This window comes from Herbiconiux dendrobii, from assembly GCF_052048175.1.
Taxonomy (GTDB): Bacteria; Actinomycetota; Actinomycetes; order Actinomycetales; family Microbacteriaceae; genus Herbiconiux.
This window is the reverse complement of record NZ_JBLZQV010000003.1, coordinates 1-25,777: the sequence shown is the minus strand read 5'-3', so window position 1 is coordinate 25,777 and position 25,777 is coordinate 1. Positions and strand designations below refer to the sequence as shown.

28 protein-coding genes are annotated in these 25,777 nt (G+C 69.2%); 25 read left to right on the top strand and 3 right to left on the bottom strand.

Going from position 1 to position 25,777, the window contains the following annotated elements:
* Positions 1-8: 8 nt before the first annotated feature.
* The gene (locus tag ACN4JJ_RS09075; RefSeq protein ID WP_440709596.1) at positions 9-617 is read right to left on the bottom strand and encodes a class I SAM-dependent methyltransferase; all 609 of its coding nucleotides are present in this window, start codon (positions 615-617) and stop codon (positions 9-11) included.
* 40 nt (positions 618-657) lie between these two features.
* Between ACN4JJ_RS09075 and hflX the strand changes: the two genes are divergently transcribed.
* On the top strand, positions 658-2,250 hold the full coding sequence (gene hflX, locus ACN4JJ_RS09070; protein WP_440709595.1) for a GTPase HflX: 1,593 nt from the start codon (positions 658-660) through the stop codon (positions 2,248-2,250).
* Here the strand turns inward: hflX and lexA are convergent, their stop codons facing one another.
* Positions 2,251-2,949: a transcriptional repressor LexA gene (gene lexA / locus ACN4JJ_RS09065; protein WP_440709594.1), complete on the bottom strand. Its 699-nt coding sequence runs from the start codon at positions 2,947-2,949 to the stop codon at positions 2,251-2,253.
* Between the two features lie 247 nt (positions 2,950-3,196).
* Here lexA and ACN4JJ_RS09060 point away from each other — a divergent pair, with 247 nt between their 5' ends.
* From ACN4JJ_RS09060 to ACN4JJ_RS09035, 6 genes are all read left to right on the top strand, one after another.
* Positions 3,197-3,601 carry a LysM peptidoglycan-binding domain-containing protein gene (locus tag ACN4JJ_RS09060; protein WP_440709593.1) on the top strand — a complete coding sequence of 135 codons (405 nt, stop codon included), beginning with the start codon at positions 3,197-3,199 and terminating at the stop codon, positions 3,599-3,601.
* 116 nt (positions 3,602-3,717) lie between these two features.
* Entirely contained in the window at positions 3,718-4,803 is a 1,086-nt protein-coding gene (locus ACN4JJ_RS09055; RefSeq protein WP_440709592.1) for a histidinol-phosphate transaminase, read from the top strand.
* A gap of 64 nt (positions 4,804-4,867) precedes the next feature.
* The gene (hisB, locus tag ACN4JJ_RS09050) at positions 4,868-5,473 is read left to right on the top strand and encodes an imidazoleglycerol-phosphate dehydratase HisB (protein WP_291053508.1); all 606 of its coding nucleotides are present in this window, start codon (positions 4,868-4,870) and stop codon (positions 5,471-5,473) included.
* Positions 5,470-6,120: an imidazole glycerol phosphate synthase subunit HisH gene (hisH, locus tag ACN4JJ_RS09045; RefSeq protein WP_440709591.1), complete on the top strand. Its 651-nt coding sequence runs from the start codon at positions 5,470-5,472 to the stop codon at positions 6,118-6,120. Before hisB ends, hisH begins: the two co-directional genes overlap by 4 nt.
* A gap of 180 nt (positions 6,121-6,300) precedes the next feature.
* Positions 6,301-7,047, top strand: a complete 747-nt coding sequence (gene priA, locus ACN4JJ_RS09040; protein ID WP_440709590.1) for a bifunctional 1-(5-phosphoribosyl)-5-((5-phosphoribosylamino)methylideneamino)imidazole-4-carboxamide isomerase/phosphoribosylanthranilate isomerase PriA — start codon at positions 6,301-6,303, stop codon at positions 7,045-7,047.
* Positions 7,040-7,849: an SseB family protein gene (locus ACN4JJ_RS09035; RefSeq protein ID WP_440710287.1), complete on the top strand. Its 810-nt coding sequence runs from the start codon at positions 7,040-7,042 to the stop codon at positions 7,847-7,849. Before priA ends, ACN4JJ_RS09035 begins: the two co-directional genes overlap by 8 nt.
* A 21-nt stretch (positions 7,850-7,870) precedes the next feature.
* Here the strand turns inward: ACN4JJ_RS09035 and ACN4JJ_RS09030 are convergent, their stop codons facing one another.
* Positions 7,871-8,233: a DUF1844 domain-containing protein gene (locus ACN4JJ_RS09030; RefSeq protein ID WP_440709589.1), complete on the bottom strand. Its 363-nt coding sequence runs from the start codon at positions 8,231-8,233 to the stop codon at positions 7,871-7,873.
* A gap of 281 nt (positions 8,234-8,514) precedes the next feature.
* On the opposite strand from ACN4JJ_RS09030, the gene infC reads away from it, so the two are divergent.
* From infC to ACN4JJ_RS08940, 18 genes are all read left to right on the top strand, one after another.
* A complete protein-coding gene (gene infC, locus ACN4JJ_RS09025; RefSeq protein ID WP_440709588.1) occupies positions 8,515-9,126 on the top strand; it encodes a translation initiation factor IF-3 in 612 nt (203 codons plus the stop codon).
* A 64-nt stretch (positions 9,127-9,190) separates the two neighbouring features.
* The gene (gene rpmI, locus ACN4JJ_RS09020) at positions 9,191-9,385 is read left to right on the top strand and encodes a 50S ribosomal protein L35 (protein WP_066042944.1); all 195 of its coding nucleotides are present in this window, start codon (positions 9,191-9,193) and stop codon (positions 9,383-9,385) included.
* A gap of 42 nt (positions 9,386-9,427) precedes the next feature.
* Positions 9,428-9,814: a 50S ribosomal protein L20 gene (rplT, locus tag ACN4JJ_RS09015; RefSeq protein WP_440709587.1), complete on the top strand. Its 387-nt coding sequence runs from the start codon at positions 9,428-9,430 to the stop codon at positions 9,812-9,814.
* 65 nt (positions 9,815-9,879) lie between these two features.
* Positions 9,880-10,680, top strand: coding sequence for a TrmH family RNA methyltransferase (locus ACN4JJ_RS09010; protein WP_440709586.1), 801 nt, complete (start codon positions 9,880-9,882; stop codon positions 10,678-10,680).
* Between the two features lie 104 nt (positions 10,681-10,784).
* Positions 10,785-11,561 (top strand): amino acid ABC transporter ATP-binding protein, encoded by a 777-nt coding sequence (locus tag ACN4JJ_RS09005; protein ID WP_440709585.1) that lies wholly within the window; start codon positions 10,785-10,787, stop codon positions 11,559-11,561.
* Between the two features lie 79 nt (positions 11,562-11,640).
* Positions 11,641-12,501 carry a glutamate ABC transporter substrate-binding protein gene (locus tag ACN4JJ_RS09000; protein ID WP_440709584.1) on the top strand — a complete coding sequence of 287 codons (861 nt, stop codon included), beginning with the start codon at positions 11,641-11,643 and terminating at the stop codon, positions 12,499-12,501.
* A 63-nt stretch (positions 12,502-12,564) separates the two neighbouring features.
* Positions 12,565-13,212, top strand: coding sequence for an amino acid ABC transporter permease (locus tag ACN4JJ_RS08995; RefSeq protein ID WP_440709583.1), 648 nt, complete (start codon positions 12,565-12,567; stop codon positions 13,210-13,212).
* Positions 13,209-14,084, top strand: coding sequence for an amino acid ABC transporter permease (locus tag ACN4JJ_RS08990; RefSeq protein ID WP_440709582.1), 876 nt, complete (start codon positions 13,209-13,211; stop codon positions 14,082-14,084). Before ACN4JJ_RS08995 ends, ACN4JJ_RS08990 begins: the two co-directional genes overlap by 4 nt.
* A 52-nt stretch (positions 14,085-14,136) precedes the next feature.
* Positions 14,137-15,177, top strand: a complete 1,041-nt coding sequence (gene pheS, locus ACN4JJ_RS08985; RefSeq protein ID WP_440709581.1) for a phenylalanine--tRNA ligase subunit alpha — start codon at positions 14,137-14,139, stop codon at positions 15,175-15,177.
* Between the two features lie 2 nt (positions 15,178-15,179).
* Complete coding sequence (gene pheT / locus ACN4JJ_RS08980) at positions 15,180-17,711, top strand: phenylalanine--tRNA ligase subunit beta (RefSeq protein WP_440709580.1); 2,532 nt, start codon at positions 15,180-15,182, stop codon at positions 17,709-17,711.
* A gap of 31 nt (positions 17,712-17,742) precedes the next feature.
* Positions 17,743-18,789: an N-acetyl-gamma-glutamyl-phosphate reductase gene (gene argC / locus ACN4JJ_RS08975; RefSeq protein ID WP_440709579.1), complete on the top strand. Its 1,047-nt coding sequence runs from the start codon at positions 17,743-17,745 to the stop codon at positions 18,787-18,789.
* Positions 18,786-19,946, top strand: a complete 1,161-nt coding sequence (argJ, locus tag ACN4JJ_RS08970) for a bifunctional glutamate N-acetyltransferase/amino-acid acetyltransferase ArgJ (RefSeq protein ID WP_440709578.1) — start codon at positions 18,786-18,788, stop codon at positions 19,944-19,946. The genes argC and argJ overlap by 4 nt, the downstream gene beginning before the upstream one ends.
* A complete protein-coding gene (gene argB, locus ACN4JJ_RS08965) occupies positions 19,946-20,863 on the top strand; it encodes an acetylglutamate kinase (protein ID WP_440709577.1) in 918 nt (305 codons plus the stop codon). Before argJ ends, argB begins: the two co-directional genes overlap by 1 nt.
* Positions 20,864-20,935: 72 nt before the next feature.
* Positions 20,936-22,138, top strand: a complete 1,203-nt coding sequence (locus ACN4JJ_RS08960; RefSeq protein WP_440709576.1) for an acetylornithine transaminase — start codon at positions 20,936-20,938, stop codon at positions 22,136-22,138.
* Positions 22,139-22,221: 83 nt separating this feature from the next.
* Positions 22,222-23,163, top strand: coding sequence for an ornithine carbamoyltransferase (argF, locus tag ACN4JJ_RS08955; RefSeq protein ID WP_440709575.1), 942 nt, complete (start codon positions 22,222-22,224; stop codon positions 23,161-23,163).
* A complete protein-coding gene (gene argH, locus ACN4JJ_RS08950) occupies positions 23,160-24,611 on the top strand; it encodes an argininosuccinate lyase (RefSeq protein ID WP_440709574.1) in 1,452 nt (483 codons plus the stop codon). Before argF ends, argH begins: the two co-directional genes overlap by 4 nt.
* The gene (locus ACN4JJ_RS08945) at positions 24,608-24,793 is read left to right on the top strand and encodes a hypothetical protein (protein WP_440710308.1); all 186 of its coding nucleotides are present in this window, start codon (positions 24,608-24,610) and stop codon (positions 24,791-24,793) included. Before argH ends, ACN4JJ_RS08945 begins: the two co-directional genes overlap by 4 nt.
* Positions 24,790-25,383 (top strand): DNA-3-methyladenine glycosylase, encoded by a 594-nt coding sequence (locus ACN4JJ_RS08940; RefSeq protein ID WP_440710286.1) that lies wholly within the window; start codon positions 24,790-24,792, stop codon positions 25,381-25,383. Before ACN4JJ_RS08945 ends, ACN4JJ_RS08940 begins: the two co-directional genes overlap by 4 nt.
* The last annotated feature ends 394 nt before the right edge of the window (positions 25,384-25,777 follow it).

Below are 25,777 nucleotides of genomic sequence, written 5' to 3'. Positions count from 1 at the left end.
GCGCCCGGCTAGGCGCGGTTCCGCACCCTGAGGATGCGGTAGCCCTTGTTCGTGCTGGCCCGCGTCACCGACAGGGCCGGGAACCCGCCCTCCATCCACCGCTGCAGCGAGTCGGAGCCGAGGTTCTTCTGCACGACGAGCCACGCGTCCGATCCGGGTTCCAGGCGGGGCAGCCACTGCTGCAGCATCGAATGCAGCACGCCCTTGCCCACCCGGATGGGCGGATTCGACCAGATGGTGGTGAATTCGAGCCCCTCGGGAACATCTTCGGGCCGGCAGGCGTTGATGTTTTCGAGACCCATCATGTGAGCATTCCGCCGAACCAGATCCAGAGCCCGTTCGTTGACATCGACGGCCCACACCGTCGCGCGCGGTGATTCCAGGGCCAGCGTCAGCGAGATCGGTCCCCATCCGCAGCCGAGATCGAGCAGATTTCCGCCGGGCGGGGGAGTCGGGACATTCGCGAGCAGCACCTGCGTGCCGGTGTCGATCCGCTCGGGGCTGAAGATGCCCGAGGCCGTCACCACGTGGTGCGGCTGACCGGCCAGGGTGACCGTCAGCTCGCGGAGCGAGAGCTCTCCGGCCGGCTGTGCGGAGAAGTAATGCTCGCCATCCATAGAGGGAATCTAGCAAACAAGGAGGCTAGTCTTGACTGCAATGTCAGACCACACGACCCCTGAGGCCGAGAACGTAACCGAGAGAACGAGCGGCACCGAGGCCCGAGCCGGGAGCGGCGGAACGAGCGACGACGTCGTCGCCCGGGTGCTCGCCAGCGCCGAGAAGCGCTCGAGCGGCTACTCGCTCTTCGAGCAGGGTGCGGCGCAAGCGCTGCAGCGACCCGAGACCACGGGCCAGGTGCGCGACGGATCCGGCTACGACGGCGATCAGTTCGATCGTGAAGACCGCAAGTCGCTCCGGCGGGTGGCCGGGCTCTCGACCGAGCTCGAAGACGTCACCGAGGTGGAATACCGCCAGCTGCGGCTGGAGAACGTCGTCATCATCGGCGTCTACTCGCAGGGCTCGTTGTCCGACGCCGAGAACTCCCTGCGGGAGCTCGCGGCCCTCGCCGAGACGGCCGGTGCCGTGGTGCTCGACGGGCTGCTGCAGAGGCGGCCGACTCCCGACCCCAGCACCTACTTCGGCAAGGGCAAGGCGGAGGAGCTGCGCGCGATCGTGCAGAGCCTCGGCGCCGACACCGTGATCGCCGACACCGAGCTGGCCCCGAGCCAGCGGCGTGCACTCGAAGACGTGGTGAAGGTCAAGGTGATCGACCGCACGGCCGTCATCCTCGACATCTTCAGCCAGCACGCCAAGAGCCGCGAGGGCAAGGCGCAGGTCGAGCTCGCTCAGCTCGAGTACCTGCTGCCGAGGCTCCGCGGCTGGGGTGACTCGATGTCCCGCCAGGCCGGTGGCCAGGTGGGTGGCGCGGGTGCCGGTATGGGGTCGCGCGGTCCGGGTGAGACGAAGATCGAGCTCGACCGCCGCCGCATCCACACCCGGATGGCGAAGCTGCGCAAGCAGATCAAGGAGATGAAGCCGGCGCGGGATGCGAAGCGGGCCAACCGCAAGCGCAACGCCGTGCCGAGCGTCGCCATCGCCGGGTACACCAACGCGGGCAAGTCGTCGCTGCTGAACCGCATCACGAGCGCGGGTGTGCTGGTGGAGAACTCGCTGTTCGCCACCCTCGACGCCACGGTGCGCAAGAACGTGACGGCCGACGGCCGTCCCTACACGATCGCCGACACCGTCGGTTTCGTGCGGGCCCTGCCGCACCAGCTGGTGGAGGCCTTCCGCTCGACCCTCGAAGAGGTGGCCGACTCGGATGTCGTGGTGCACGTCGTCGACGCCTCGCATCCGGATCCCGCCGGACAGATCACCACGGTGCGCGACGTGATGGGCGAGGCCGGCGCGCGGGGCATCCCCGAGATCGTGGTCTTCAACAAGAGCGACCTGGTGTCGGACGACGACCGGCTGGTGCTGCGCGGACTCGAGCCGACGGCGATCTTCGTCTCGGCACGGTCGGGCGAGGGAATTCCCGAGCTGCTCGCGGCGATCGACGCCATCCTCCCCACGCCGAGCGTGGAGGTGGAGGTGCTGCTGCCCTACGACCGCGGCGACCTGGTGACCCTGCTGCACGAGAAGAACACGGTGCTCACCACCGAGTACGAGGAGGGCGGCACCTGGGTGCGTGCCCTGATCAACCCGGAGTTCGAGGAGCGGCTGAGTCCGTTCGCCGTCGTCCGCAGCTGATCACACCGCTCGGAGGACTGCGACCACCTTGCCGAGCACGGTGGCGTAGTCGCCGAGGATGGGCTCGAAGTTGCTGTTGCGGGGGAGCAGCCAGGTGTGGCCGTCTCGCTGGCGGAACACCTTCACGGTGGCCTCCTCGTCGAGCATGGCGGCCACGATGTCGCCGTTCTCGGCCGTGTTCTGCTGCCGGATGACCACCCAGTCGCCGTCGCAGATGGCGGCGTCGATCATCGACTCGCCCACCACCTTCAGCATGAAGAGGTCTCCGTTGCCCACCAGCTGACGGGGGAGTGGGAACACCTCGTCGACCTGCTGCTCGGCGGTGATCGGGATGCCCGCGGCGATGCGGCCCACCAGCGGCACCAGGGTGGCGTCTCCCACGGGGGGTGCGGAATCGGCGTCGGGTGAGGCCGCCCCCTCCTCGATGCTCGGGATGTCGATCAGCACTTCCATCGCCCGGGGGCGGTTGGGGTCGCGGCGCAGGTAGCCGCTCAGCTCGAGCTGGTTGAGCTGGTGGGTCACGCTGGAGAGCGAGGCGAGGCCGACGGCGTCGCCGATCTCGCGCATGCTCGGCGGGTAGCCGCGGGAGGTGACCGAGCGCTGGATCACGTCGAGGATCGCGAGCTGCTTGTCGCTCAGGCTCTTGCGGCGCCTGGTGCGGCCGGAGTCGTTCGCCACGGAGACCTGCTTTCTGCTCACATCCGGAGCCCCGGATTACTGCGGCCGGATGCCGCTCGGGACCCGATGTCGGTGGTTGGTGATTGAGTTCACCTGTTGATCGAAACTGTATCCGAGAACTGCTCGAATACGCACATGTCTTCGAGTGTGTCGCGCATTTCCCGTTCGATTTCGACTTGACGAACCTTTAATTCGAATATATCTTCGGAACATAGCTTCGCACCGGCGGTCCCGGCCGACCGTCGGTGCGAATACCTCAGGAGGAATCATGAGCATCGCAGCACAGCACCTCACCGCCCCCGGCTACACCGTCCGTGCCCGCACCGCCCCCGCAGAGCGCCTCGCTGCTCCGGTGGCCTCGACCCGCCTTCGTATCACGGCGCGCGGTCGCAAGGTGCTCGCGGGGGTCGTGGCGCTGCCGGTGGTCGCCGTGCTCGCGTCGATCGCGCTGTTCGGGGGTGGCTCGGCCGTGGCCACGGGCGCCACCGGCTCCGCCGATTTCGATTACCTGACGGTGCAGGCCGGCCAGAGCCTGTGGAGCATCGCCGAGTCGCTCGCTCCGCAGGCCGACCCGCGCGATGTGATCGCCGAGATCCGCAGCCTCAACCAGCTCAGCACCTCCTCGGTGCAGCCGGGCCAGCGCATCGCGATCCCGGCCGACATCGCGGAGTAGGGCACCTCGCCTCCGTTGCTCGGGCATCCATCGTTAGCGCCGTCCACCCTGCGGGGTGGGCGGCGCTTTCGTCTGCGCCGGGCCGGTGCCCTCACGCGGCCCGGTAGAATTCTGCGGTGACTTCTCTCGACGATCTGCCCATCCGGGACGACCTCCGCGGTCTCGAGCCCTACGGCGCGCCGCACCTGCACCTGCCGGTGGAACTGAACGTCAACGAGAACACGCATCCGATTCCCGAAGACGTGGCGCGCGACATCATCGAGTCGGTCGCCCGCGAGCTGCTCTCGATCAACCGCTACCCCGACCGCGAGTTCACGGCCCTGCGCGATTCCCTGGCCGCCTACCTCGGCGAAGGGTTCACCCGCGACAACATCTGGGCGGCGAACGGGTCCAACGAGGTGCTGCAGCACATCCTGCAGGCCTTCGGCGGTCCGGGGCGTTCGGTGCTCGGTTTCCCTCCCACCTACTCGATGCACTCCATCATCGCGGCCTCCACCGGAACCGAGTGGATCGCGGGGGAGCGTGACGCCGATTACCTCATCTCGCCCGAGACGGCCGTCGCCTGGATCGAGCGCACCGATCCCGACATCGTGTTCTTCTGCGCCCCGAACAACCCCACCGGAACGGCGCTTGGCCTCGACACGGTCCGTGCGGCCTACGACGCCTTCGACGGGATCGTGTTGGTCGACGAGGCCTACGCCGAGTTCATGCCCGGCGGCGAGCCCAGCGCGCTCACCCTGCTCGAGGGCCGGCCGCGTCTGATCGTCTCGCGCACGATGAGCAAGGCCTTCGCCTTCGCCGGGGCGCGACTGGGCTACCTCGCTGCCGATCCGGCGGTCACGGATGCGCTGCGACTCGTGCGTCTTCCGTACCACCTCTCCGCGCTCACCCAGGCCGCGGCGGTCGCCGCGCTGGCCCACGCGCCCGAGATGCTGGCCATGGTCGACGACATCAAGGAGCAGCGCGACCGCATCGTCTCCGGTCTCACCGAGCTCGGCTACACGCCGTGGCCGAGCGCCGCGAACTTCGTGCTCTTCGGCGGGGTCGAGAACCCCGAGCAGCTGTGGCAGCAGCTGATCGATCGCGGCATCATCATCCGCAACCTCAGCATCCCGAACCACCTCCGGGTGAGCGCCGGCACCCGCGCCGAGACCACCGCGTTCCTCGACGCGATGCGCGAACTCACGCCCGTCCGCTCCTGAGAGACGCCCGTCGGTGCTCCCGGGCGCCGGCCGCGTCTCACCCCCGCTCGATAGGATTGCCCTCATGACCGCACCCCGCACCGCTCGCCTCGAGCGCTCGACCAGCGAGTCGACCATTGAGCTGAGCCTCGACCTCGACGGCACCGGCGTCTCCGACATCCAGACGAGCGTGCCGTTCTACGACCACCTGCTCACCGCCTTCGCGAAGCACTCGCTGACCGACCTCACGGTGCGCGCCAAGGGCGACATCGAGATCGACGTGCACCACACGGTCGAAGACATCGGGATCGTGCTCGGCCAGGCCATCAAGCAGGCGCTCGGCGACAAGTCGGGCATCTCGCGCTTCGGCGACGCCCTCGTGCCGCTCGACGAGGCGCTGGTGCAGGCCGTGGTCGACATCTCCGGCCGCCCTTACCTGGTGCACTCCGGTGAGCCCGCGGGCTACGAGTTCCACCTCATCGGCGGGCACTTCACCGGCTCGATGGTGCGTCACGTCTTCGAAGCCATCACCTTCAACGCCGGCCTCACGGTGCACGTCACGGTGCTCGGCGGCCGCGATCCGCACCACATCGCCGAGGCCGAGTTCAAGGCCTTCGCCCGTGCGTTCCGCCAGGCCAAGGCGCTCGACCCGCTGGTGAGCGGCGTCCCCTCCACCAAGGGCGCGCTGTGAGCACCGGCGCCTCCGACCGCCCTCGCGTCGTCGTCCTCGACTACGGCAGCGGCAACATCCACTCGGCCGCGAAGGCCCTGGAGCGTGCCGGCGCCGACGTCGAGATCACCGCGAAGCGCCAGGCCGTGCTCGACGCGGATGGCCTCTTCGTTCCCGGCGTGGGTGCCTTCGACGCCGTCATGAACCAGTTGAACGCGGTGCGCGGCGGTGAGCTCATCGGCCGGCGCCTGGCCGGCGGCCGACCCGTGCTGGGCGTCTGCGTGGGCATGCAGGTGCTCTTCGACGAGGGCATCGAGCGCGGAGTCGACACCGAGGGCCTCGGCGAATGGCCCGGCACGGTCGAGCTGCTGAAGGCGGAGGTGGTGCCGCACATGGGCTGGAACACCGTCGAGGCTCCCGCCGGCACGGTGCTGTTCGACGGCATCCAAGACGAGCGCTTCTACTTCGTGCACTCCTACGCGGCACAGAACTGGGAGCTCACCGAAGAGGTCACGCACCGCCCGCCGAAGGTGACCTGGGCCGAGCACGGCTCCCGCTTCGTCGCCGCGGTCGAGAACGGCCCGCTCTCGGCGACGCAGTTCCACCCCGAGAAGTCGGGGGAGGCCGGCATCCGTCTGCTCGAGAACTGGATCGGCACCCTGCGCTGATCGGATGCCGCCACGTGCGTGCTGCTGATCGGCCGCTGCGGAGCGGACGCCCGGTCGTTTCGACGTGGGCCGCGCGAGTCGCTACGATCGCGGAGGGTCTTCGCCATCCGGCACCCGGGCCCCACGATCGCGAAGCGCCCATGGCGGCGCGCGCCGCAGCACGCACAGCAAGGACAGGCAATGAGTGAGTTCAACAAGGCACCGGCCCTCGTGCTGCTGCCCGCCGTCGACGTGGCCGGCGGCAAGGCCGTCCGTCTGACCCAGGGTCAGGCCGGCACCGAGACCTTCCACGGCGACCCGGTGGATGCGGCGCTGGATTGGATCTCGCAGGGCGCCGAGTGGATCCACCTCGTCGACCTCGACGCCGCCTTCGGCCGGGGCAGCAATCTGAGCGTGATCAAGAAGGTCATCCGTCAGGCCAAGGGCGTGAACGTAGAGGTATCGGGCGGCATCCGCGACGATGCGAGCCTGGAGACCGCGCTGGAATCCGGCGCCAAGCGCATCAACCTCGGCACCGCGGCCCTGGAGAACCCCGAGTGGGCCGCCCACGTCATCGCCCAGTACGGCGAGGCGATCGCCGTCGGCCTCGACGTGCGCGGCACGACGCTGGCGGCCCGCGGCTGGACGCAGGACGGCGGGGACATCTGGAACGTGATGGAGCGCCTCGAAGCGGCCGGCTGCGCGCGCTACGTGGTCACCGACGTCACGAAGGACGGCACCCTCAAGGGCCCGAACGTCGAGCTGCTGCGTCAGGTGATGGAGCGCACCTCCCGCCCCGTGATCGCCTCCGGCGGCATCTCGAGCCTCGACGACCTCGCCGAGCTGCGCGCCCTCGTGCCGCTGGGGCTGGAAGGCGCCATCGTCGGCCGCGCCCTCTACTCGGGCGCGTTCACGCTCGCCGAAGCGCTGGACGTGGCTTCTGACTGATCACGGCCACGGCCACGGCCACGAGCACGGAGGCGCTCCCCACGATCCCTCGCTCGCCGACTCGGCCGGCCAGCCCTGGAAGGGCCGTCACTTCGAGTCGCACGGCAGCGAGACCGACGACGGAACCGCCCCACCCGAGCTGATCGACGCGATCGGCCGGTTCCGGGCGGGCGAGGCGGCCGCATCCGAAGTCGTCGACGCGCTGCGCACGGTGCGCCTCCTGGTGCCGCTGGTCGCGCACGCCGGCGACGAGGGGCTGACGGATGCGGGGCTCCGCGTCGACAAGACGCAGGAACTCTCCCTCGTCACCGTCGCCGGCCCGGACGGCCGCACGGTACTGCCCGCGTTCACCTCGGTGGATGCGCTCACCGCCTGGAACCCGAAGGCGCGCCCCATCCCGGTGGCCTCCCGTCGCGCCGCCTTGGCGGCGGCCTCCGAGGGCACCGAGCTGATCGTGCTCGACCCGGGGTCCCCCACGGAGTTCGCCCTGCGCCGCCCCGCGGTGTGGGCGGTGGCGCAAGACCTCCCGTGGAACCCTCCGGTTCACGACCCGGAGGTCACGGACGCCTTCGAGCTCTCGATCGCGACCGAGACGGTCATCGGCGGCCTGCGTCTGGTGGAGGGCGATCCGGATGCCCGCCTGCACGCTCCCGAACTCGTCGTCGTGCTCGCGCTGACACCAGGCCTGGACCAGGCCGCCCTGCAGGCGCTGTTGGGCCGCCTGCAGAGTCGCTGGGCGGAGCATCCGGTGATCGCCGACCGCGTCGACTCGCTCAGCGTGCGGTTGACCGCGATCGCCTGATCGACCCGGGTCGGTGCTGCCTCAGCTGACCGGCCCGGTGTACTTCTCGCCCGGGCCCTGCCCGATCGGGTCGGGGTAGGTCGAGGCTTCGCGGAACGCCAGCTGGAGCGATCGCAGACCGTCGCGCAGGCTCCGGGCGTGCTGGTCGCCGATCTCCGAGGCGGATGCCGTCACCAGGCCCGCGAGGGCGATGATCAGCTTGCGCGCCTCGTCGAGGTCGGTCTCGTTCTCGGGGTCCTCCGACAGCCCGCACTTCACCGCCGCGGCGCTCATCAGGTGCACCGCGGTGGTGGTGATCACCTCGACCGCCGATACCTCGGCGATGTCCCGGATGACGCCGGCTTCGTACTCGTCACGGTCGACGGGCCCACTGAATTCGCTCATCGCGACAGATCCTTACTGTTTCGGCAAAGTCTCTGATAGACTCTGTGCGGCTCTGAGGCCATTGGTCTCAGCACGAAAGTGGAGAAACTCCCACCCGCGCATACCGCTTCACAAGGTTACCGGGTCATTGCACTGCAGTATTTATGGCTGGCCCTTCGGGCCAAGCAGTAGGTCGTATGTGTCGGGATTCCTCTGCGTTCGTGACAACGAACGAAACTAAGGAGTAACGCATCAGCGATCCCCGTACCAACGACCGTATTCGAGTCCCCGAGGTCCGCCTCGTGGGTCCGGGCGGCGAGCAGGTAGGCGTCGTCAGCATCGACGTCGCCCTTCGGCTTGCCCAGGAGGCAGACCTCGACCTCGTCGAGGTCGCACCCAACTCCAAGCCCCCGGTCGCGAAGATCATGGACTACGGAAAGTTCAAGTACGAAGCCGCGCAGAAGGCCAAGGAGGCCCGCCGCAACCAGGCGAACACCATCCTCAAAGAGGTGCGTTTCCGTCTGAAGATCGACGTGCACGACTACGAGACCAAGCGCAAGCGCGCCGAAGGCTTCCTGAAGGCCGGCGACAAGGTGAAGGCGATGATCCTCTTCCGTGGCCGCGAGCAGTCGCGTCCCGACCAGGGTGTCCGCCTCCTTCAGCGCTTCGCCGAAGACGTGTCCGAGTTCGGCACCGTGGAGTCCACCCCCACGATCGACGGCCGCAACATGGTCATGGTCATCGGCCCGCTGAAGAACAAGTCCGAGGCCAAGGCCGAGCAGAACGCCAAGCGCGACGCCTCCAAGGCCCGCAACCACGAGTCGGCCCCGGCCGGCGACGAGGCGGCGGAGGCTGCCGCACCCGCTGCGGCCGCCGCGCCCGCATCCGCTACCGAAGCCCCTTCGGCCTCGTAGCCCCACCAGCCACCCGGCCCTCGTCGGCCGGGTCATCCACCCGAACAAGACATAGGAGAACCCCATGCCCAAGATGAAGACGCACTCCGGTGCCAAGAAGCGTTTCAAGGTCACCGGAACCGGCAAGCTCGTGAAGCAGCAGGCCGGTATGCGCCACAACCTGGAGGTCAAGGCCCCGGGGCGCAAGGCTCGCCTGAACAAGGACCAGGTGCTGTCCAAGGCAGACACCAAGGTCGCCAAGAAGCTTCTCGGCCTGTAGTCACCACTACAGCAGCCGACCGACACCAGAAGGAACAGAACAATGGCAAGAGTCAAAAGGGCGGTCAACGCTCACAAGAAGCGTCGCGTCATCCTCGAACGCGCCGAGGGCTACCGCGGTCAGCGGTCGCGCCTCTACCGCAAGGCCAAGGAGCAGGTCACTCACTCCCTCGTCTACTCCTACCGTGACCGCCGTGCGCGCAAGGGCGACTTCCGCCGTCTGTGGATCCAGCGCATCAACGCCGCCTCGCGTGCCAACGGTCTCACCTACAACCGCTTCATCCAGGGCCTCGCGCTGGCCGGCATCCAGGTCGACCGCCGCATCCTGGCCGAGCTGGCCGTGAACGAGCCCGCCACCTTCGCGGCCATCGTCGCGAGCGCCAAGGCCGCCCTTCCCGCCGACACCTCGGCGCCGAAGACCGCCGCGTAAGCAGCAGGCAGCGACAACCGCCGGCCATAATCGCCAGCGACAATCGAATAGATAGAGTGGGCCACATGCTGGACAATCCGCGATCACCTCGCGTCCGGGCCGTGGCCAAACTCGCCAAGAAAGGAGCCCGGTCCGAGACCGGGCTCTTTCTCTTGGAAGGGCCGCAGGCCGTCACCGAAGCCCTGACCTTCCGCCCCGAGCTCGTGGTCGACCTCTTCGCCACCCCGACGGCCCTCGAGCGGTACTCCGACATCGCCGAGCGGGCCGAGGCGGCCGACCTCGAGGTCGAGTTCGTCACCGAGCAGGTGCTCGACACGATGGCCGACACGGTCACCCCGCAAGGCTTCGTGGCGGTCTGCCGCCAGTTCCCCACGGCGGTGAAAGACATCTTTGCCGCCGCGCCGCGCCTGATCGCCGTGCTCGAAGAGGTGCGCGATCCGGGCAACGCCGGCACCATCATCCGGGCAGCGGATGCGGCGGGGGCGGATGCGGTCATCCTCACCGGCCGCTCGGTCGACCTCTACAACCCCAAGGTCGTGCGCTCCACCACGGGCTCGCTGTTCCACCTCCCGGTCGCGGTCGAGGCCACGCTCGACGACGTGGTCTCGCGCTCACGTGCCGAAGGGCTGCAGACGCTCGCCGCCGACATCAAGGGCGACGACCTGCTCGACGTGCGCACCGCGGGCCTGCTCGGCGCCCGCACGGCCTGGGTGTTCGGCAACGAAGCCCGCGGTCTGCCCGATGAACACCTGACGCTCGTGGATCGCGCCGTCTCGCTGCCGATCTACGGCCAGGCCGAGTCGCTGAACCTCGCCACCGCCGCGTCGGTGTGCCTCTACGAGAGCGCGTTCGCCCAGCGCTCCTGACCGTGTGACGTTCGTGTGAAACGCCTATGGGCGGTGTTTCGCTTCGGTTACGAGCAGTCATTACTCATTGCGACCCCCCGTAAGGGTGTGGTTGGGTAAAGCCCATGGCATCCGACAGCACCCCCGTTCGAGGGTCAGGTGATGCCGGTCCGCTCGTCGTCATCGATCACATCGACAAGCATTACGGCGACCTGCACGTCCTGAAAGACATCACCACCACCGTCGCCCGCGGCGAGGTCGTGGTGGTCATCGGGCCCAGCGGCTCGGGCAAGTCCACCCTCTGCCGGGCCATCAACCGCCTCGAGACCGTCGACTCCGGCACCATCTCGATCGACGGCGTGGCGCTGCCCAGCGAGGGGCGTGAGCTCGCGAAGCTGCGCTCCGACGTAGGCATGGTGTTCCAGTCGTTCAACCTGTTCGCGCACAAGACGGTGCTCGAGAACGTCACCCTCGCGCCGATCACGGTGCGCGGCCTCTCGCGCAAAGACGCCGAGAAGCGCGGCATGGAGCTGCTCGAGCGGGTGGGGGTGGCGAACCAGGCGCAGAAGATGCCGGCCCAGCTCTCCGGCGGTCAGCAGCAGCGCGTGGCCATCGCCCGCTCGCTGGCGATGGATCCCAAGCTCATCCTGCTCGACGAGCCCACCAGCGCGCTCGACCCCGAGATGATCAACGAGGTGCTCGACGTGATGGTCGGCCTCGCGAAAGACGGCATGACCATGATCGTGGTCACGCACGAGATGGGCTTCGCCCGCCGTGCCGCCGATCGGGTGATCTTCATGGCCGACGGCCGCATCGAAGAGGAGGCCGCCCCCGAGGCGTTCTTCGACGACCCCCAGTCACCGAGAGCGAAGGACTTCCTCTCCAAGATCCTCGCCCACTAGGCGGGTACCAGCCCGCCGCACAGCCTTGGGGCGGGCCATTGCACACACAACACCAGTGCACAACACGAGAGGTAGACCGATGAGGCACCAGAAGAAGCTATCGATCATCGCACTCGCGGCGGCGACGGCCATCGTCCTGAGCGGATGCGCGGGGAGCGACGACGCCGCCGTCCCCGTGGAGGAGGCGCCCACCTTCGCGGCCGGATCGACGATGGAGACCCTCGCCGCCGCCGGTGAGATCACGATCGGCACCAAGTTCGACCAGCCGCTGTTCGGCCTGATGGGCCCGAGCGGAACGCCGGAGGGCTTCGACGTGGAGATCGGCAAGATCATCGCCGCCAAGCTCGGCATCGCCGAAGACAAGATCAACTGGGTCGAGACCGTCTCGGCCAACCGCGAGCCGTTCATCCAGCAGGGTGAGGTCGACCTGGTCGTCGCCACCTACACGATCAACGACAAGCGCAAAGAGGTCATCTCGTTCGCCGGGCCCTACTACGAGGCCGGTCAGAGCATCCTCACCCTCGCCGACGACGACACCATCACGAGCGAAGACGACCTGGTGGGCAAGCCCGTCTGCTCGGTCACCGGGTCCACGCCGGCCGCGAACCTCGAGGCGCTCGGCGCCCAGACGGTGCTGACCGACACCTACACGAACTGCCTCGAGCCGCTGCGCACGGGCCAGGTCGTCGCGGTCTCGACCGACAACGTGATCCTCGCCGGTCTCGCCGCCCAGAACGAGGGCGAGTTCAAGGTCGTGGGGGAGCCGTTCACGCAGGAGCCCTACGGCATCGGCCTGGCGCTGGACGACACCGAGTTCCGCGACTTCGTCAACGACGTGCTCGAGGAGTCGTACTCCGACGGCAGCTACGAGGCCGCCTGGGAGAAGACGGCCGGAGCGGTGCTGCCCTTCGTGGAGCCGCCGGCGGTCGACCGCTACTGATCGTGCGGTCGATCCCTGCGATCTGCGATCCCTGCGGTATCCGATGAGTGAAGCGAGGCCTGAGTGAACGTCGTCATCGACAACCTGCCTGCCTATGTCGAGGGCTTCGGGCAGACCCTGTCGTTGCTGGTGATCTCGGGCCTCGCGGCGCTCGTGCTCGGCACGATCGTGGCGGCGATGCGCATCTCGCCGGTCCCGGCCCTCAGCCGGGTCGCCGCCGTGTACACCGAGCTGTTGCGCAATACTCCGCTCACCCTGGTGCTGATCTTCTGCGCCATCATCCTGCCGTACCTGGGCTCCGAGCTCCCGTACTTCTGGGCGGCGATCGTGGGCCTCACGGCCTACACCTCGCCGTTCGTCGCCGAGGCGCTGCGCTCGGGCATCAACGGCGTGCCGATCGGGCAGGCCGAAGCCGCCAGGAGCCTCGGGTTCGGCTTCGGCCAGACCGTCTCGCTCGTCGTGCTGCCACAGGCCGTCCGCATGGTCATCCCGCCCTTGATCAACGTGCTGATCGCGCTCACCAAGAACACCTCGGTGGCCGGCGGCCTCTTCGTGGCGGAGTTGTTCGGCGTGGGGCGCACCCTGGCCAACGAGAACGGCAACGCGGTCGTCGCGGTGCTGCTGGCCGTCGCAACCTTCTACCTGATCATCACCATTCCCCTCGGCATCCTGGCCGGGGCGCTGGAGAAGAGATTCGCGGTGCAACGATGAGTGCCTCTGTGCTGTTCGACGCCCCCGGGCCCCGCGCCCGCCGGCGTTCGCGTATCGCCTCCGTGGTGGTGGTCGTCGCGGTGCTCGCCGTGCTGGCCTGGGGCGTCTACACCCTCGCCCAACCGCGTGAGTCGGGCGGCATCACGCTTCCCGGCTTCTTCGACTGGAGCCGGTGGGAGAAGCTGGTCGTCGACCCCGAGTTCTGGGGTGCGGTCGGCCGCGGCCTGGTGAACACGCTGCAGGCGGCGGCGCTGGCGGCCGTGATGGCGCTCGTCGTCGGCGTGTTGTTCGCGCTGTTGCGCACCTCGCCGCACAAGGTCGTGCGCGTCCCCACCACGATCGTGCTCGAGTTCTTCCGCGGCATGCCCGTGCTGCTGATGATGCTGTTCATCCTGCTCGCCTTCGCCACCGGCGCGTTCTGGGCCGTGGTTCTCGCGCTGGGCATCTACAACGGCGCCCTGATCGGCGAGGCCCTCCGCGCCGGAATCGCCTCCCTGCCGCGTGGCCAGGCCGAGGCCGGTCTCAGCCTCGGGATGACGCGTCTGCAGACCAAGATGCTGATCGAGTTCCCGCAGGCCTTCCGGCAGATGCTGCCGATCATCGTGGCCCAGCTCGTGGTGCTCCTGAAAGACACCAGCCTGGGCTACATCGTCGGCTACAACGAGCTGATCCGCACCACGATGAACAACCTGTCGAGCTTCTACGGCAACCGATACCTGTTCAGCCTCTTCGTCATCACCCTCGTGATCTACCTGGCGGTCAACCTCACCCTCTCCTGGTTCGCCCGTTACCTGGCGCGCCGCACCATGAGCGGCCGCGCCGCCAAGAAGATCGCCGGCCCGGCCGACCCGAACGACGCCGCCACCGAGTGAGCGCGCGCTCAGGCGCTTCCGGCCGGCCGCGCACCGCGTAAACTTGTGCCTCGTGTCTGAACCCATCGCCATCACCGAGCAGGCGGTGACCGACGCGGTCGACGCCGCGCTCGCCGCGCTCGAGTCCGCCACCGACTCCGTGAGCCTGCGTGCCGTGCGCGCCGAGCACGCCGGCGAGAACTCGGCCCTCGCCGCCTTCAACGCCGCCATCAAGGGTCTGCCGGGCGACCAGAAGGCCGCCGCCGGCAAGCTCGTCGGCCAGGCCCGCGCCCGGGTCAACCAGGCGATCGCCGCGCGCGAGACCGAGGTCGTCGCGCTCGAGGAGCAGCAGCGCCTGGCCGCCGAGGCGGTCGACGTGACGGCCCTCGCCAGCCGCCGCCGTATCGGTGCGCGCCATCCGCTCTCCCTCCTGCAAGACCGGATCGCCGACATCTTCGTGGGCATGGGCTGGGAGGTGGCCGAAGGCCCCGAGGTCGAGAGCGAGTGGTTCAACTTCGACGCCCTCAACTTCGACGCCGACCACCCGGCGCGTGCGATGCAGGACACCTTCTTCATCGACCCGCCCGAGTCGCACCTGGTGCTGCGCACGCACACCAGCCCGGTGCAGGTGCGGAGCCTGCTCGAGCGCGACCTGCCGGTCTACGTCATCGCGCCCGGCCGGGTCTACCGCACCGACGAGCTCGACGCCACGCACACCCCCGTGTTCAGCCAGGTCGAGGGCATCGCCATCGACAAGGGCCTCACCATGGCGCACCTGCGCGGCACGCTCGAGCACTTCGCCCGGCAGATGTTCGGCGAGGGGGCGAAGATCCGTCTGCGCCCGAACTACTTCCCGTTCACCGAGCCGAGCGCCGAGATGGACGTCTGGCAGCCGAACGCCAAGGGCGGCGCGCGCTGGGTGGAGTGGGGCGGCTGCGGCATGGTCAACCCCAACGTTCTGCGCTCGGCGGGCATCGATCCCGACGAGTTCTCGGGCTTCGCCTTCGGCATGGGCATCGAGCGCACTCTCCAGTTCCGCAACGACCTCAACGACATGCGCGACATGGTCGAGGGTGACGTGCGGTTCTCGCAGCAATTCGGAATGGTGGTCTAGTCATGCGGGTGCCGATCAGTTGGCTCGCCGAATACGTCGATCTGCCCGCGGGGGCGTCGATCGCCGACATCCACGCCGCCTTGGTGAAGGTGGGGCTGGAAGAAGAGGGCTCGCACGACTTCGACCTCACCGGCCCGATCGTGGTCGGGCAGGTGCTCGAATTCGTCGAGGAGCCGCAGTCCAACGGCAAGACCATCCGCTGGTGCCAGGTGCGCGTCGCGCCCGAGGGTGTCCCGGCGGCCGACGGAGGAGCGGATGTGCGCGGCATCGTCTGCGGCGCCGGCAACTTCTTCCCCGGCGACAAGGTCGTCGTCACGCTGCCCGGCGCGGTGCTGCCCGGCGGCTTCGCCATCGCGGCCCGCAAGACCTACGGCCACGTCTCCGACGGCATGATTGCCTCGGCGCGCGAGCTCGGTCTCGGGGAAGACCACGACGGCATCCTGCGATTGAGCACGCTCGGCCTCGACCCCGAGGTGGGCACGGATGCCCTGGCCCTCCTGAGTCTGGACGACGCGGCCGTCGAGGTGAACGTCACCCCCGACCGCGGCTACGCGTTCTCGATCCGCGGCATCGCCCGAGAGTACTCGCACTCCACCGGCGCCTCCTTCCACGACCCCGTGCACCGCGTCACGCCGGTCGCCGGAACCGGCTTCCCGGTGTCGATCCACGATGAGGCGCCCATCCGCGGCCGCGTCGGCGCGACGGTGTTCGTCACCCGCGTGGTGCGCGGCATCGACCCCGGCCGGCCGAGCCCCGCCTGGCTGATCGCGCGCCTCAAGCTCGCGGGCATCCGTTCGATCTCGCTGCCGGTCGACATCACGAACTACGTGATGCTCGAGTTCGGCCAGCCCACCCACGTCTACGACCTGGATGCGCTGCAGGGCGGCATCGTGGTGCGCCGGGCCGCGGAGGGGGAGACCCTCGAGACCCTCGACGGGCAGACCCGGAAGCTGCACCCCGAAGACCTGGTGATCGCCGACGACAGCGGGGCCATCGGCCTCGCCGGAGTGATGGGCGGCGCCTCGACCGAGTTCGGCGACTCGACCGTGAACGTGCTGATCGAGGCCGCGAACTTCGACCCGGTGTCGGTGGCGCGCACCGCCCGCCGGCACAAGCTGCCGAGCGAGGCCTCGCGCCGCTTCGAGCGCGGCGTCGACCCGAAGGTGGCGCAGCCCGCGGCCGCCCGGGTGGTGGAGCTGCTGGTCGAGCTGGCCGGCGGGACCGCCGACGATCTGGGATCGGTGCACCACGAGCATCCCGACGCCGGCTCCATCGTGCTGCCCTTCGGCTACGTGCAGCGCCTGATCGGCGTCGACTTCACCGGCGACGAGACGGCCCGTTCGCTGGTCGAGATCGGTGCCGAGGTCGAGGAGACCGCGGCCGGCTTCGTCGTGCGGCCCCCGTCGTGGCGCCCCGACATCACCGACAAGGCCTCCCTGGCCGAGGAGGTGGCGCGCATCATCGGGTACGACCGCATCCCGTCGATCCTGCCCGTCGCGCCTCCCGGGCGCGGGCTCACGGTGTCGCAGGTCACCCGCCGCCGCACCGCCGACGTGCTCGCGGCCGGCGGTCTCACCGAGGTGCTCGCCTACCCCTTCCTCTCCGTGGCGCAGAACGCGCTCTTCGGCAGCCCCGACGACGTCGAGGTGCCGGCGATCCGGGTGGCCAACCCGCTCGACTCCGAGGCGGCGCTGCTGCGCACGTCCCTCATCCCGGGCCTGGTCGACATCGCGCGCCGCAACCTCTCGCGCGGTCTCACCGACCTGGCGCTGTTCGAGATCGGGCTCGTCTTCACGCCCGAGGCGGGCACGGCCTACGGTCAGGATGCGCTGCCGCTCGGTGCGGCCCTCCCGAGCACCGAGCAGCTGAGCGAACTGCACGCGGGCATCCCGCCGCAGCCCCGGCACGTGGGCGTGCTCACCCTGGGCAACGCCGTCGACAAGCAGCCCGGCCAGTTGGCCGTGGCCGCGGGGCTCGCCGACGTGCTCGATGTGGTGCGCCTGCTCGAGTCGGCGCTCGCGATCCGCATCCGGGTCGCCACCGGCACGCACAAGGCGATGCACCCCGGCCGCACGGCCGAACTGTTCGTCGGCACGGCCGACGGCGAGGTCGGCATCGGCTTCGCCGGCGAGCTGCTCCCGTCGCTCACCCACGAGCTCGACCTCCCGCGGGTGGTGGCGGTGGCCGAACTCGACCTCGACGCGCTGATGGCCGCGGCCGGCAGCACGATCGACGTCGCGCCGATCAGTGGTTACCCGGCGGCCACGCAAGACCTCTCGCTGGTGGTGGCCGCCTCGGTGCCGGCCGGCGACGTCGAGCGTGCGGTCGCCGACGGCGCGGGCGAGCTGCTGGAGAGCATCCGTCTGGTCGACGACTACCGCGGCACCGGTCTCCCGGAGTCGTCGAAGAGCCTCACCTTCGCCCTGCGCTTCCGTGCGCCCGACCGCACCCTCACCGCCGCCGAGGCGAGCGAGGCGAAGCTGGCCGGCGCCGCCCGCGCCACCGAGCTCTTCGAGGCCGCCGTCCGCGAGTAGGGTGCCCTCTCCGAGCTAGTAAGTTGGAGTCATGGTCTATACAGTCGCGGTCGCGGGAGCGAGCGGATACGCCGGAGGCGAGGTGCTCAGGCTGCTGAGCGCGCATCCGGAGTTCGAGGTGCGAACCGTCACCGCGCACTCCAACGCGGGCCAGCGACTCATCGACGTGCACCCCCACCTGCGCTCCTACGAGGGGCTCGTGCTGAAAGACACCAGCCCCGAATCGCTCACGGGGCACGACGTGGTCTTCCTCGCCCTGCCGCACGGCCACTCCGGTGCGCTCGCCGAAGAGCTCGGCGACTCCAGCCTCGTGGTCGACTGCGGAGCCGATCACCGGCTCACCAGTGCGGATGCCTGGCTGCAGTTCTACAAGTCCGAATACCACGGCTCGTGGCCCTACGGCCTGCCCGAACTGGTGCTCGAGAACGGCGAGAAGCAGCGCGTCAACCTCACGGGTGTCAACCGCATCGCGGTGCCCGGATGCAATGTGACCGCGGTCAGCCTCGCCCTCGCGCCCGGGCTGCGGGCGGGCGTCATCCAGGCGGCCGACGTCTCCGCCGTGCTGGCCGTCGGTCCCTCGGGCGCCGGCAAGGCCCTGCGCACCGACCTGCTGGCGAGCGAGATCCTCGGATCGGCGCACGCGTACGGCGTCGGCGGTGTGCACCGCCACGTGCCCGAGATCATCCAGAACCTCAGCGCCGCCTCCGGCGAGAAGGTCACCGTGTCGTTCACGCCGATGCTCGTGCCGATGGCGCGGGGCATCCTCGCCACCTCGACGGCCCGGCTGCAGCCCGGAGTCAGCGCCGCCGACGTGCGCTCGGCCTGGGAGCTCGCCTACGCCGACGAGCCGTTCGTGCACCTGCTCCCGGAGGGCGCGTTCCCCAGGGTCAGCGACACGATCGGCGCGAACACGGCGCTGATCGGCCTCGCGGTCGACGAGGAGGCCGAGCGGGTGGTCACCGTCACCGCCCTCGACAACCTGGTCAAGGGCACGGCGGGCGCCGCCATCCAGTCCACCAACATCGCGCTCGGTCTGCCCGAGCGCACCGGTCTCCCCGTGAACGGAGTCGCGCCGTGAGCGTCACCACCCCTGCCGGCTTCCTCGCTTCCGGCGTCGTCGCCGGCCTCAAGTCCACCGGCGCGCGCGACCTCGCGCTCGTGGTGAACAGCGGCCCGAGCCTGCACGCCGCCGCCGTGTTCACCTCGAACCGGGCCAAGGCGAATCCGGTCATCTGGTCGGAGCAGGTCGTCCGCGACGGCCGGGTCGCCGCGATCGTGCTCAACTCCGGCGGCGCCAATTGCTTCACGGGCTCCTTCGGTTTCCAGACCACCCACGCCACGGCCGAAGCGGTCGCGTCGGCGCTCGACGTCTCGGCATCCGATGTGCTCGTCTGCTCCACCGGCCTGATCGGGGTGGGCGACCAGAGCTTCCGCGACTCCATCCTCGACAACGTGCCGCACGCGGCGCAGACGCTCTCCGACGAGGGCGGGGCGGATGCGGCGCTCGCCATCATGACCACCGACTCCAGGCCGAAGGAGGCCGTGACCGTCTCCCCGGCCGGCTGGTCGATCGGTGGCATGGCGAAGGGCGCCGGGATGCTCGCACCCGGCCTCGCGACGATGCTGGTGGTCATCACCACCGATGCCGAGCTCGGTCCCGCCGCGCTGGACCGCGCGCTCCGGGCCGCCACCCGCGTCACCTTCGACCGCGTCGACTCCGACGGCTGCATGTCGACCAACGACACCGTCGCCCTGATGGCCTCCGGGGCATCCGGGGTGCAGGCCGACGAGGCCGAGTTCACCGCGGCGCTCACCGGGCTCTGCCACGACCTCGCGCTGCAGTTGCAGGCCGACGCCGAAGGTGCCAGCCACGACATCGCCATCGAAGTGGTGAACGCCGCCTCCGAAGACGACGCCGTGGTGGTCGGCCGCGCCGTCTCACGCAGCAATCTGCTGAAGGCCGCGATCTTCGGCAACGACCCCAACTGGGGCCGGGTGCTCGCCGCCCTCGGAACGACGGATGCCGTCTTCGACCCGTACAAGATCGACGTCTCGATGAACGGCGTCATGGTGTGCCGCGAGGGCGAGCCCGGTGAGAGCCGAGACCTCGTCGACCTCGCACCGCGCGCCTGCCACATCCTGATCGACCTGAAGTCGGGTTCCGAGACCGCCACGATCTACACCAACGACCTCACGCACGACTACGTGCACGAGAACAGCGCGTACGCCAGCTGATGGTCGAGTACGCCGCATCCTCCTCCGCCGACTCCGAGCTGGTGCACGTCAAGGCGCGCACGCTGATCGAGTCGCTGCCGTGGCTCAAGCGCTTCCACGGCCAGATCATCGTGGTGAAGTTCGGCGGCAACGCCATGGTCGACCCCGAGCTGCAGCGCACCTTCGCCGAAGACATCGTCTACCTGCGCTACGCCGGCATCAAGCCGGTCGTGGTGCACGGCGGCGGCCCGCAGATCTCGGCCATGCTCGACCGGCTCGGCATCCAGAGCGAGTTCCGAGGAGGCTACCGGGTCACCAGTCCCGAGGCGATGGACGTGGTGCGGATGGTGCTCACCGGCCAGATCAGCCGCGACATCGTCAGCCACATCAACGAGCACGGTCCGCTCGCCGCTGCGCTCTCGGGCGAAGACGCCGGTCTGTTCGAAGGCCGTAAGCGCGGTGTCGAGATCGACGGCGAAGTCGTCGATCTCGGTCTCGTCGGAGACGTCATCGGGGTCAACCCCGAGGGTGTGCTCGCGCAGCTGGAGGCCGGGCGCATCCCCGTCGTCTCCTCGATCGCCCCCGACATCGACGAGCCCGGCCAGGTGCTCAACGTCAACGCGGATGCCGCGGCGGCGGCGCTGGCAGTGGCCATCGGCGCCGCGAAACTGGTCATCCTCACGGATGTCGCCGGGCTCTACGCCGACTGGCCGAACCGCGACTCGCTCGTCTCGGTGATCGAGAGTGAAGAGCTGCGATCCCTCGTGCCGTCGCTGGAGTCGGGCATGATCCCGAAGATGGCGGCCTGCCTCGAGGCGGTCGACGGGGGAGTGGCCAAGGCGGCGATCATCGACGGCCGCGAGCCGCACTCCGTCCTGCTCGAGGTGTTCACGCAGGGCGGGTTCGGCACCGAGGTGGTTCCGGCGCCGGTGCGCTGAGCCCGATCCGTTCCGCAGCCCGCCCCACCCCACCACCCATTCATCACCCAGATCGGACTACCGGAGGACCTCGTGTCAGGCACTGAGACCGAAACCCCGTGGACCACTCGCTTCGAGTCGTCCCTGATGCGCACCATGGGGCTGCCGTTGCGCTTCCTCGTGCGCGGGGAGGGCGCCTACGTCTGGGACGAGCAGGGCACGCAGTACCTCGACTTCCTCGCCGGCATCGCCGTCAACTCACTCGGCCACGCGCATCCGGTGTTTGTGGAGGCGGTCACGAAGCAGGCCTCCACGCTCGCGCACGTCTCGAACTACTTCTCCACCCCGCCCCAGCTCGAGCTGGCGGAACGGTTGATCCGTCTCACCGGCGCGGGCGAGGGCGGTCGGGCCTACTTCTGCAACTCGGGCGCCGAGGCCAACGAGGCCGCGTTCAAACTCGCGCGCCTCAATTCCTCGCCGTCGCGCCGCCGGATCGTGGCGCTGACCAACGGCTTCCACGGCCGCACGATGGGTGCGCTCGCGCTCACCGGCAAGCCCGCCATGCGCGAGCCCTTCGAGCCGATGCCGGGCGGCGTCGAGCACATCGACACCACGATCGCGGCGCTCGAGGCCACGATCGACGACTCGGTCGCGGCGCTCATCCTCGAGCCGATCAAGGGTGAGGCGGGAGTCATCGGCCTGCCGGAGGGCTTCCTCGTGCGGGCCCGCGAGCTCACCGAGCAGCACGGCGTTCTGCTCATCGTCGACGAGATCCAGACGGGCGTCGGGCGCACGGGCGAGTGGTTCTCCTACATGCACGACGGGGTGCGACCGGATGCCGTCACCGTGGCCAAGGGCATGGGCGGCGGTTTCCCCATCGGCTCGCTCGTCACCTTCGGCTGGGCCTCGGATCTGTTCTCCCGCGGCCAGCACGGCAGCACTTTCGGCGGCAATCCGCTCGCCACGGCCACCGCGAACGCCGTGCTCGGCGAGATCGAGCGGGCCGGCCTGGTGCAGAACGCAGCCGTGCGCGGCGAGCAGTTGCGCGAGGTCATCCGCTCGTTCGAATCACCGCTCGTGCACGAGCTCCGCGGTCAGGGCCTGCTGCTCGGCGTCGGCCTCAGCGAGCCCGTCGCCGGCGCCGTCGTCGACGCGGCCCTGGCCAACGGCCTGATCGTGAACGCGGCGAACGACTCCACGCTGCGCATCGCGCCACCGCTGATCATCGGCGACGACGAAGTGCGCGAGTTCGGCCTGCGGATGCGGGCCGCGTTCGACGCGGTCGCCGCCCGCTGAGCCGCCCGACCCGGCGGGCCGCAGCGGCCCACGTCGCCCCACCGCTATCCTGATCCTTTCGACACCCGAGACCGAGGCGCACCATGACCAGGCACTTCCTTCGCGACGACGACGTCACCTCCGCCGAGCAGGCGCAGATCCTCGATCTCGCCGAGCAGCTGAAGAAAGACCGTTTTCAGGCGCGACCGCTCGAAGGCCCGCAGACCGTCGCGGTGATCTTCGACAAGTCCTCCACCCGCACCCGCGTCTCCTTCGCGGTCGGCATCGCCGACCTCGGCGGCATCCCGTTGATCATCTCCACCGCCTCGAGCCAGCTCGGCGGCAAGGAGACCGCATCCGACACCGCGCGGGTGCTGGAACGGCAGGTGGCGGCGATCGTCTGGCGCACCTACGCGCAGTCGGGGCTCGAAGAGATGGCGGCGGGCACCCGGGTGCCGGTCGTCAACGCGCTCTCCGACGACTTCCACCCCTGCCAGCTGCTGGCCGACTTCCTCACCATCCGCGAGCACCGCGGTGAGCTGAAGGGCCTCACCGTCTCCTTCCTCGGCGACGGAGCGAGCAACATGGCGCAGTCGTACCTGCTCGCCGGCGCGACCGCGGGCATGCACGTGCGCGTCGCCAGCCCGGCGGAGTACGCGCCGACGGATGCCGTGGTCGCCGATGCGAAGAAGCGCGCCGAAGAGACCGGCGGCTCGGTCACCGTGCTCACCGATCCGGATGCCGCGGCCCACGGTGCCGACGTCATCGTCACCGACACCTGGGTCTCGATGGGCAAGGAGGCCGAGAAGGCCGCCCGGGTCGAGACCTTCACCGGCTTCCGGGTCGACACGGCGCTGATGGCCAAGGCGAAGCCCGACGCGCTCTTCCTGCACTGCCTGCCGGCCGACCGCGGCTACGAGGTCGCCGCCGACGTGATCGACGGCCCGCAGAGCGTCATCTGGGACGAGGCGGAGAATCGTCTGCACGCCCAGAAGGCCCTGCTCGTGTGGCTGTTCCAGCAGAACGTCGAAGGGGCGACCGCATGACCGACGACCTCTCGACCCGGGCCGGCGAGGCCGGATCCCTGTGGGGCGGCCGCTTCTCCGGCGGCCCCGCCCCCGAGCTCACCGAGCTGAGCCGCTCGACGCACTTCGACTGGCAGCTCGCGCAGTACGACATCGCGGGGTCGCGCGCCCATGCCGCGGCCCTGGCTCGCGCCGGCTACCTCACGGCCACCGAGCTCGAGGGCATGCTCGCGGCGCTCGACCAGCTGTCGGCGGCGGTGGAGGACGGCACCTTCCGCCCCACGCCCGACGACGAAGACGTGCACTCGGCGCTCGAGCGGGGTCTGATCGAATTCTCCGGCGTCGAACTCGGCGGCAAGCTCCGCGCGGGACGCAGCCGCAACGACCAGATCGCGACTCTGGTGCGGATGCTCCTCCGCGACCACGCGGCCACCATCACCCGGATGCTCGTCGACCTGATCGACGCTACGGCCTCGCAGGCCGAGGCCCACTTCGACGCGATCCTCCCCGGCCGTACGCACCTGCAGCACGCGCAACCCGTGCTGCTGGCGCACCAGCTGCTGGCGCACACCTGGCCTCTGGTGCGCGACATCGAGCGCCTTCGTGACTGGGATGCGCGCGCGAACGCCTCGCCCTACGGATCCGGTGCCCTGGCCGGCAACACCTTGGGCCTCGACGCCGAACTCGTGGCGCACGATCTCGGCTTCGCCCACGGGGTGGAGAACTCCATCGACGGAACGGCCTCCCGCGACGTGGTGGCCGAGTTCGCCTACGTCACCGCCCAGATCGGCATCGACCTCTCGCGTTTCGCGGAGGAGATCATCATCTGGAACACCAAGGAGTTCGGCTTCGTCACCCTGTCGGACTCGTATTCGACCGGCTCATCGATCATGCCGCAGAAGAAGAACCCCGACATCGCCGAGCTCGCGCGCGGCAAGTCCGGCCGCCTGATCGGCAATCTCACCGGCCTGCTCGCGACGCTCAAGGGGCTTCCGCTCGCGTACAACCGCGACCTGCAGGAAGACAAGGAGCCCGTCTTCGACTCGATCAAGACGCTCGAGGTGCTGCTGCCCGCCTTCACCGGCATGGTCGCCACGCTCACCTTCCACACCGAACGGATGGCCGAGCTCGCGCCGCAGGGCTTCTCCTTGGCCACGGATGTCGCCGAGTGGCTGGTCAAACAGCACGTCACCTTCCGTGACGCGCACGAGATCACCGGCACCCTGGTGAAGTTCGCCGAAGACCACCAGCTCGAGCTCGACGGTCTCACCGACGAGCAGTTCGCCTCGATCTCCGAACACCTCACGCCCGAGGTGCGCAGTGTGCTCACCATCCAGGGATCGGTCGCCAGCCGTGACGGCTCGGGCGGAACGGCGGGTGTGCGCGTGCGCGAACAGCTGACCGCTCTCACCGAGCGGGTGCGCGCCCTCGTCTCCTCGACCGCCGCTCTGCCCGGAGGTGCCGCATGACCGGACCCGACAAGACGCCGGATCCGGCGAAGGCCGGCAAAGCGGACCGCGACCCCGCCGATCCCGGATTCTGGCGGCGCCCGCTTCCGTCCTGGGCGGTCTGGGGTCTGATCGGGCTCGCCGCGGTCGTCGTGATCGCCGCCCTCGTCGTGTCGCTCTCCCTCGGAGTGAAACTCTTCTGATCGACTTCTCGGCCTCCGCGCTCGAGGTGGCACCGCAGCTGCTCGGCGCGATCCTGTCGCACGACTCGGCCGAGGGCCGGGTCTCGGTTCGGCTGACCGAGGTCGAGGCCTACCTGGGGGAGGGGCAGGACCCCGGATCGCACGCGTTCCGCGGACGCACCCCGCGCACGGCCTCGATGTTCGGAGAGCCGGGCCACCTGTACGCGTACTTCACGTACGGCATGCACGTCTGCGCGAATGTTGTCTGTTCTCCGGAGGGGGAGGCGTCAGCCGTGCTGTTGCGCGCCGGCGAGATCGTCGACGGGGTCGACCTCGCACGCCGCCGACGCCCGACCGCGCGGGTGGACCGAGACCTCGCGCGGGGACCGGCGCGACTCGTCCTGGCCCTGGGCATCGCACTGGCGCAGGACGGCGCCGACCTGTCGCGGCCGCCGTTCCGTCTCGAGCCGCCGATGCGTCCCGCTCCCGATCCGGTCGCCACCCTGCGCACCGGGGTGAGCGGCGATGGCGGGCGTCCCCCGTTCACCTGGCGGTTCGCTCTCGAAGGCGACCCGACGGTCTCGCCCTACAAGCGCCACCCGAAAGCGTGAACTCCGCGGGAACACAGGGCGACACGCCCGGGCTGCACCGTGATTTGCGAGGCCTGTAACGTCCGCGTAATCTTCTAACTCGTCACCCCACAGGTGCGGAAAAGCGGAAGAGCTTACCGGCCTCAAGCGGAGACCAAACCCCCTACTTCATCTCCTCGTCAGAGTGAGATATCTCCTTCGGGAGAGGGAATCCGGTTCGAACGTCGATTTGACAGCGGGCCGGAAAATGGTAGGGTTGAGAAGTTGCCCGGAGGGCCGCCTAGCATGTGCTGGGTGGGGCCGGTGCGTCCGATCCTTGAGAACTCAACAGCGTGCACAATGTCAAATGCCAAATACCCGTTGGTTAGCTTCGGCTGATCACGGATTCCTTTGGAATACATTTAAACAACAAAGC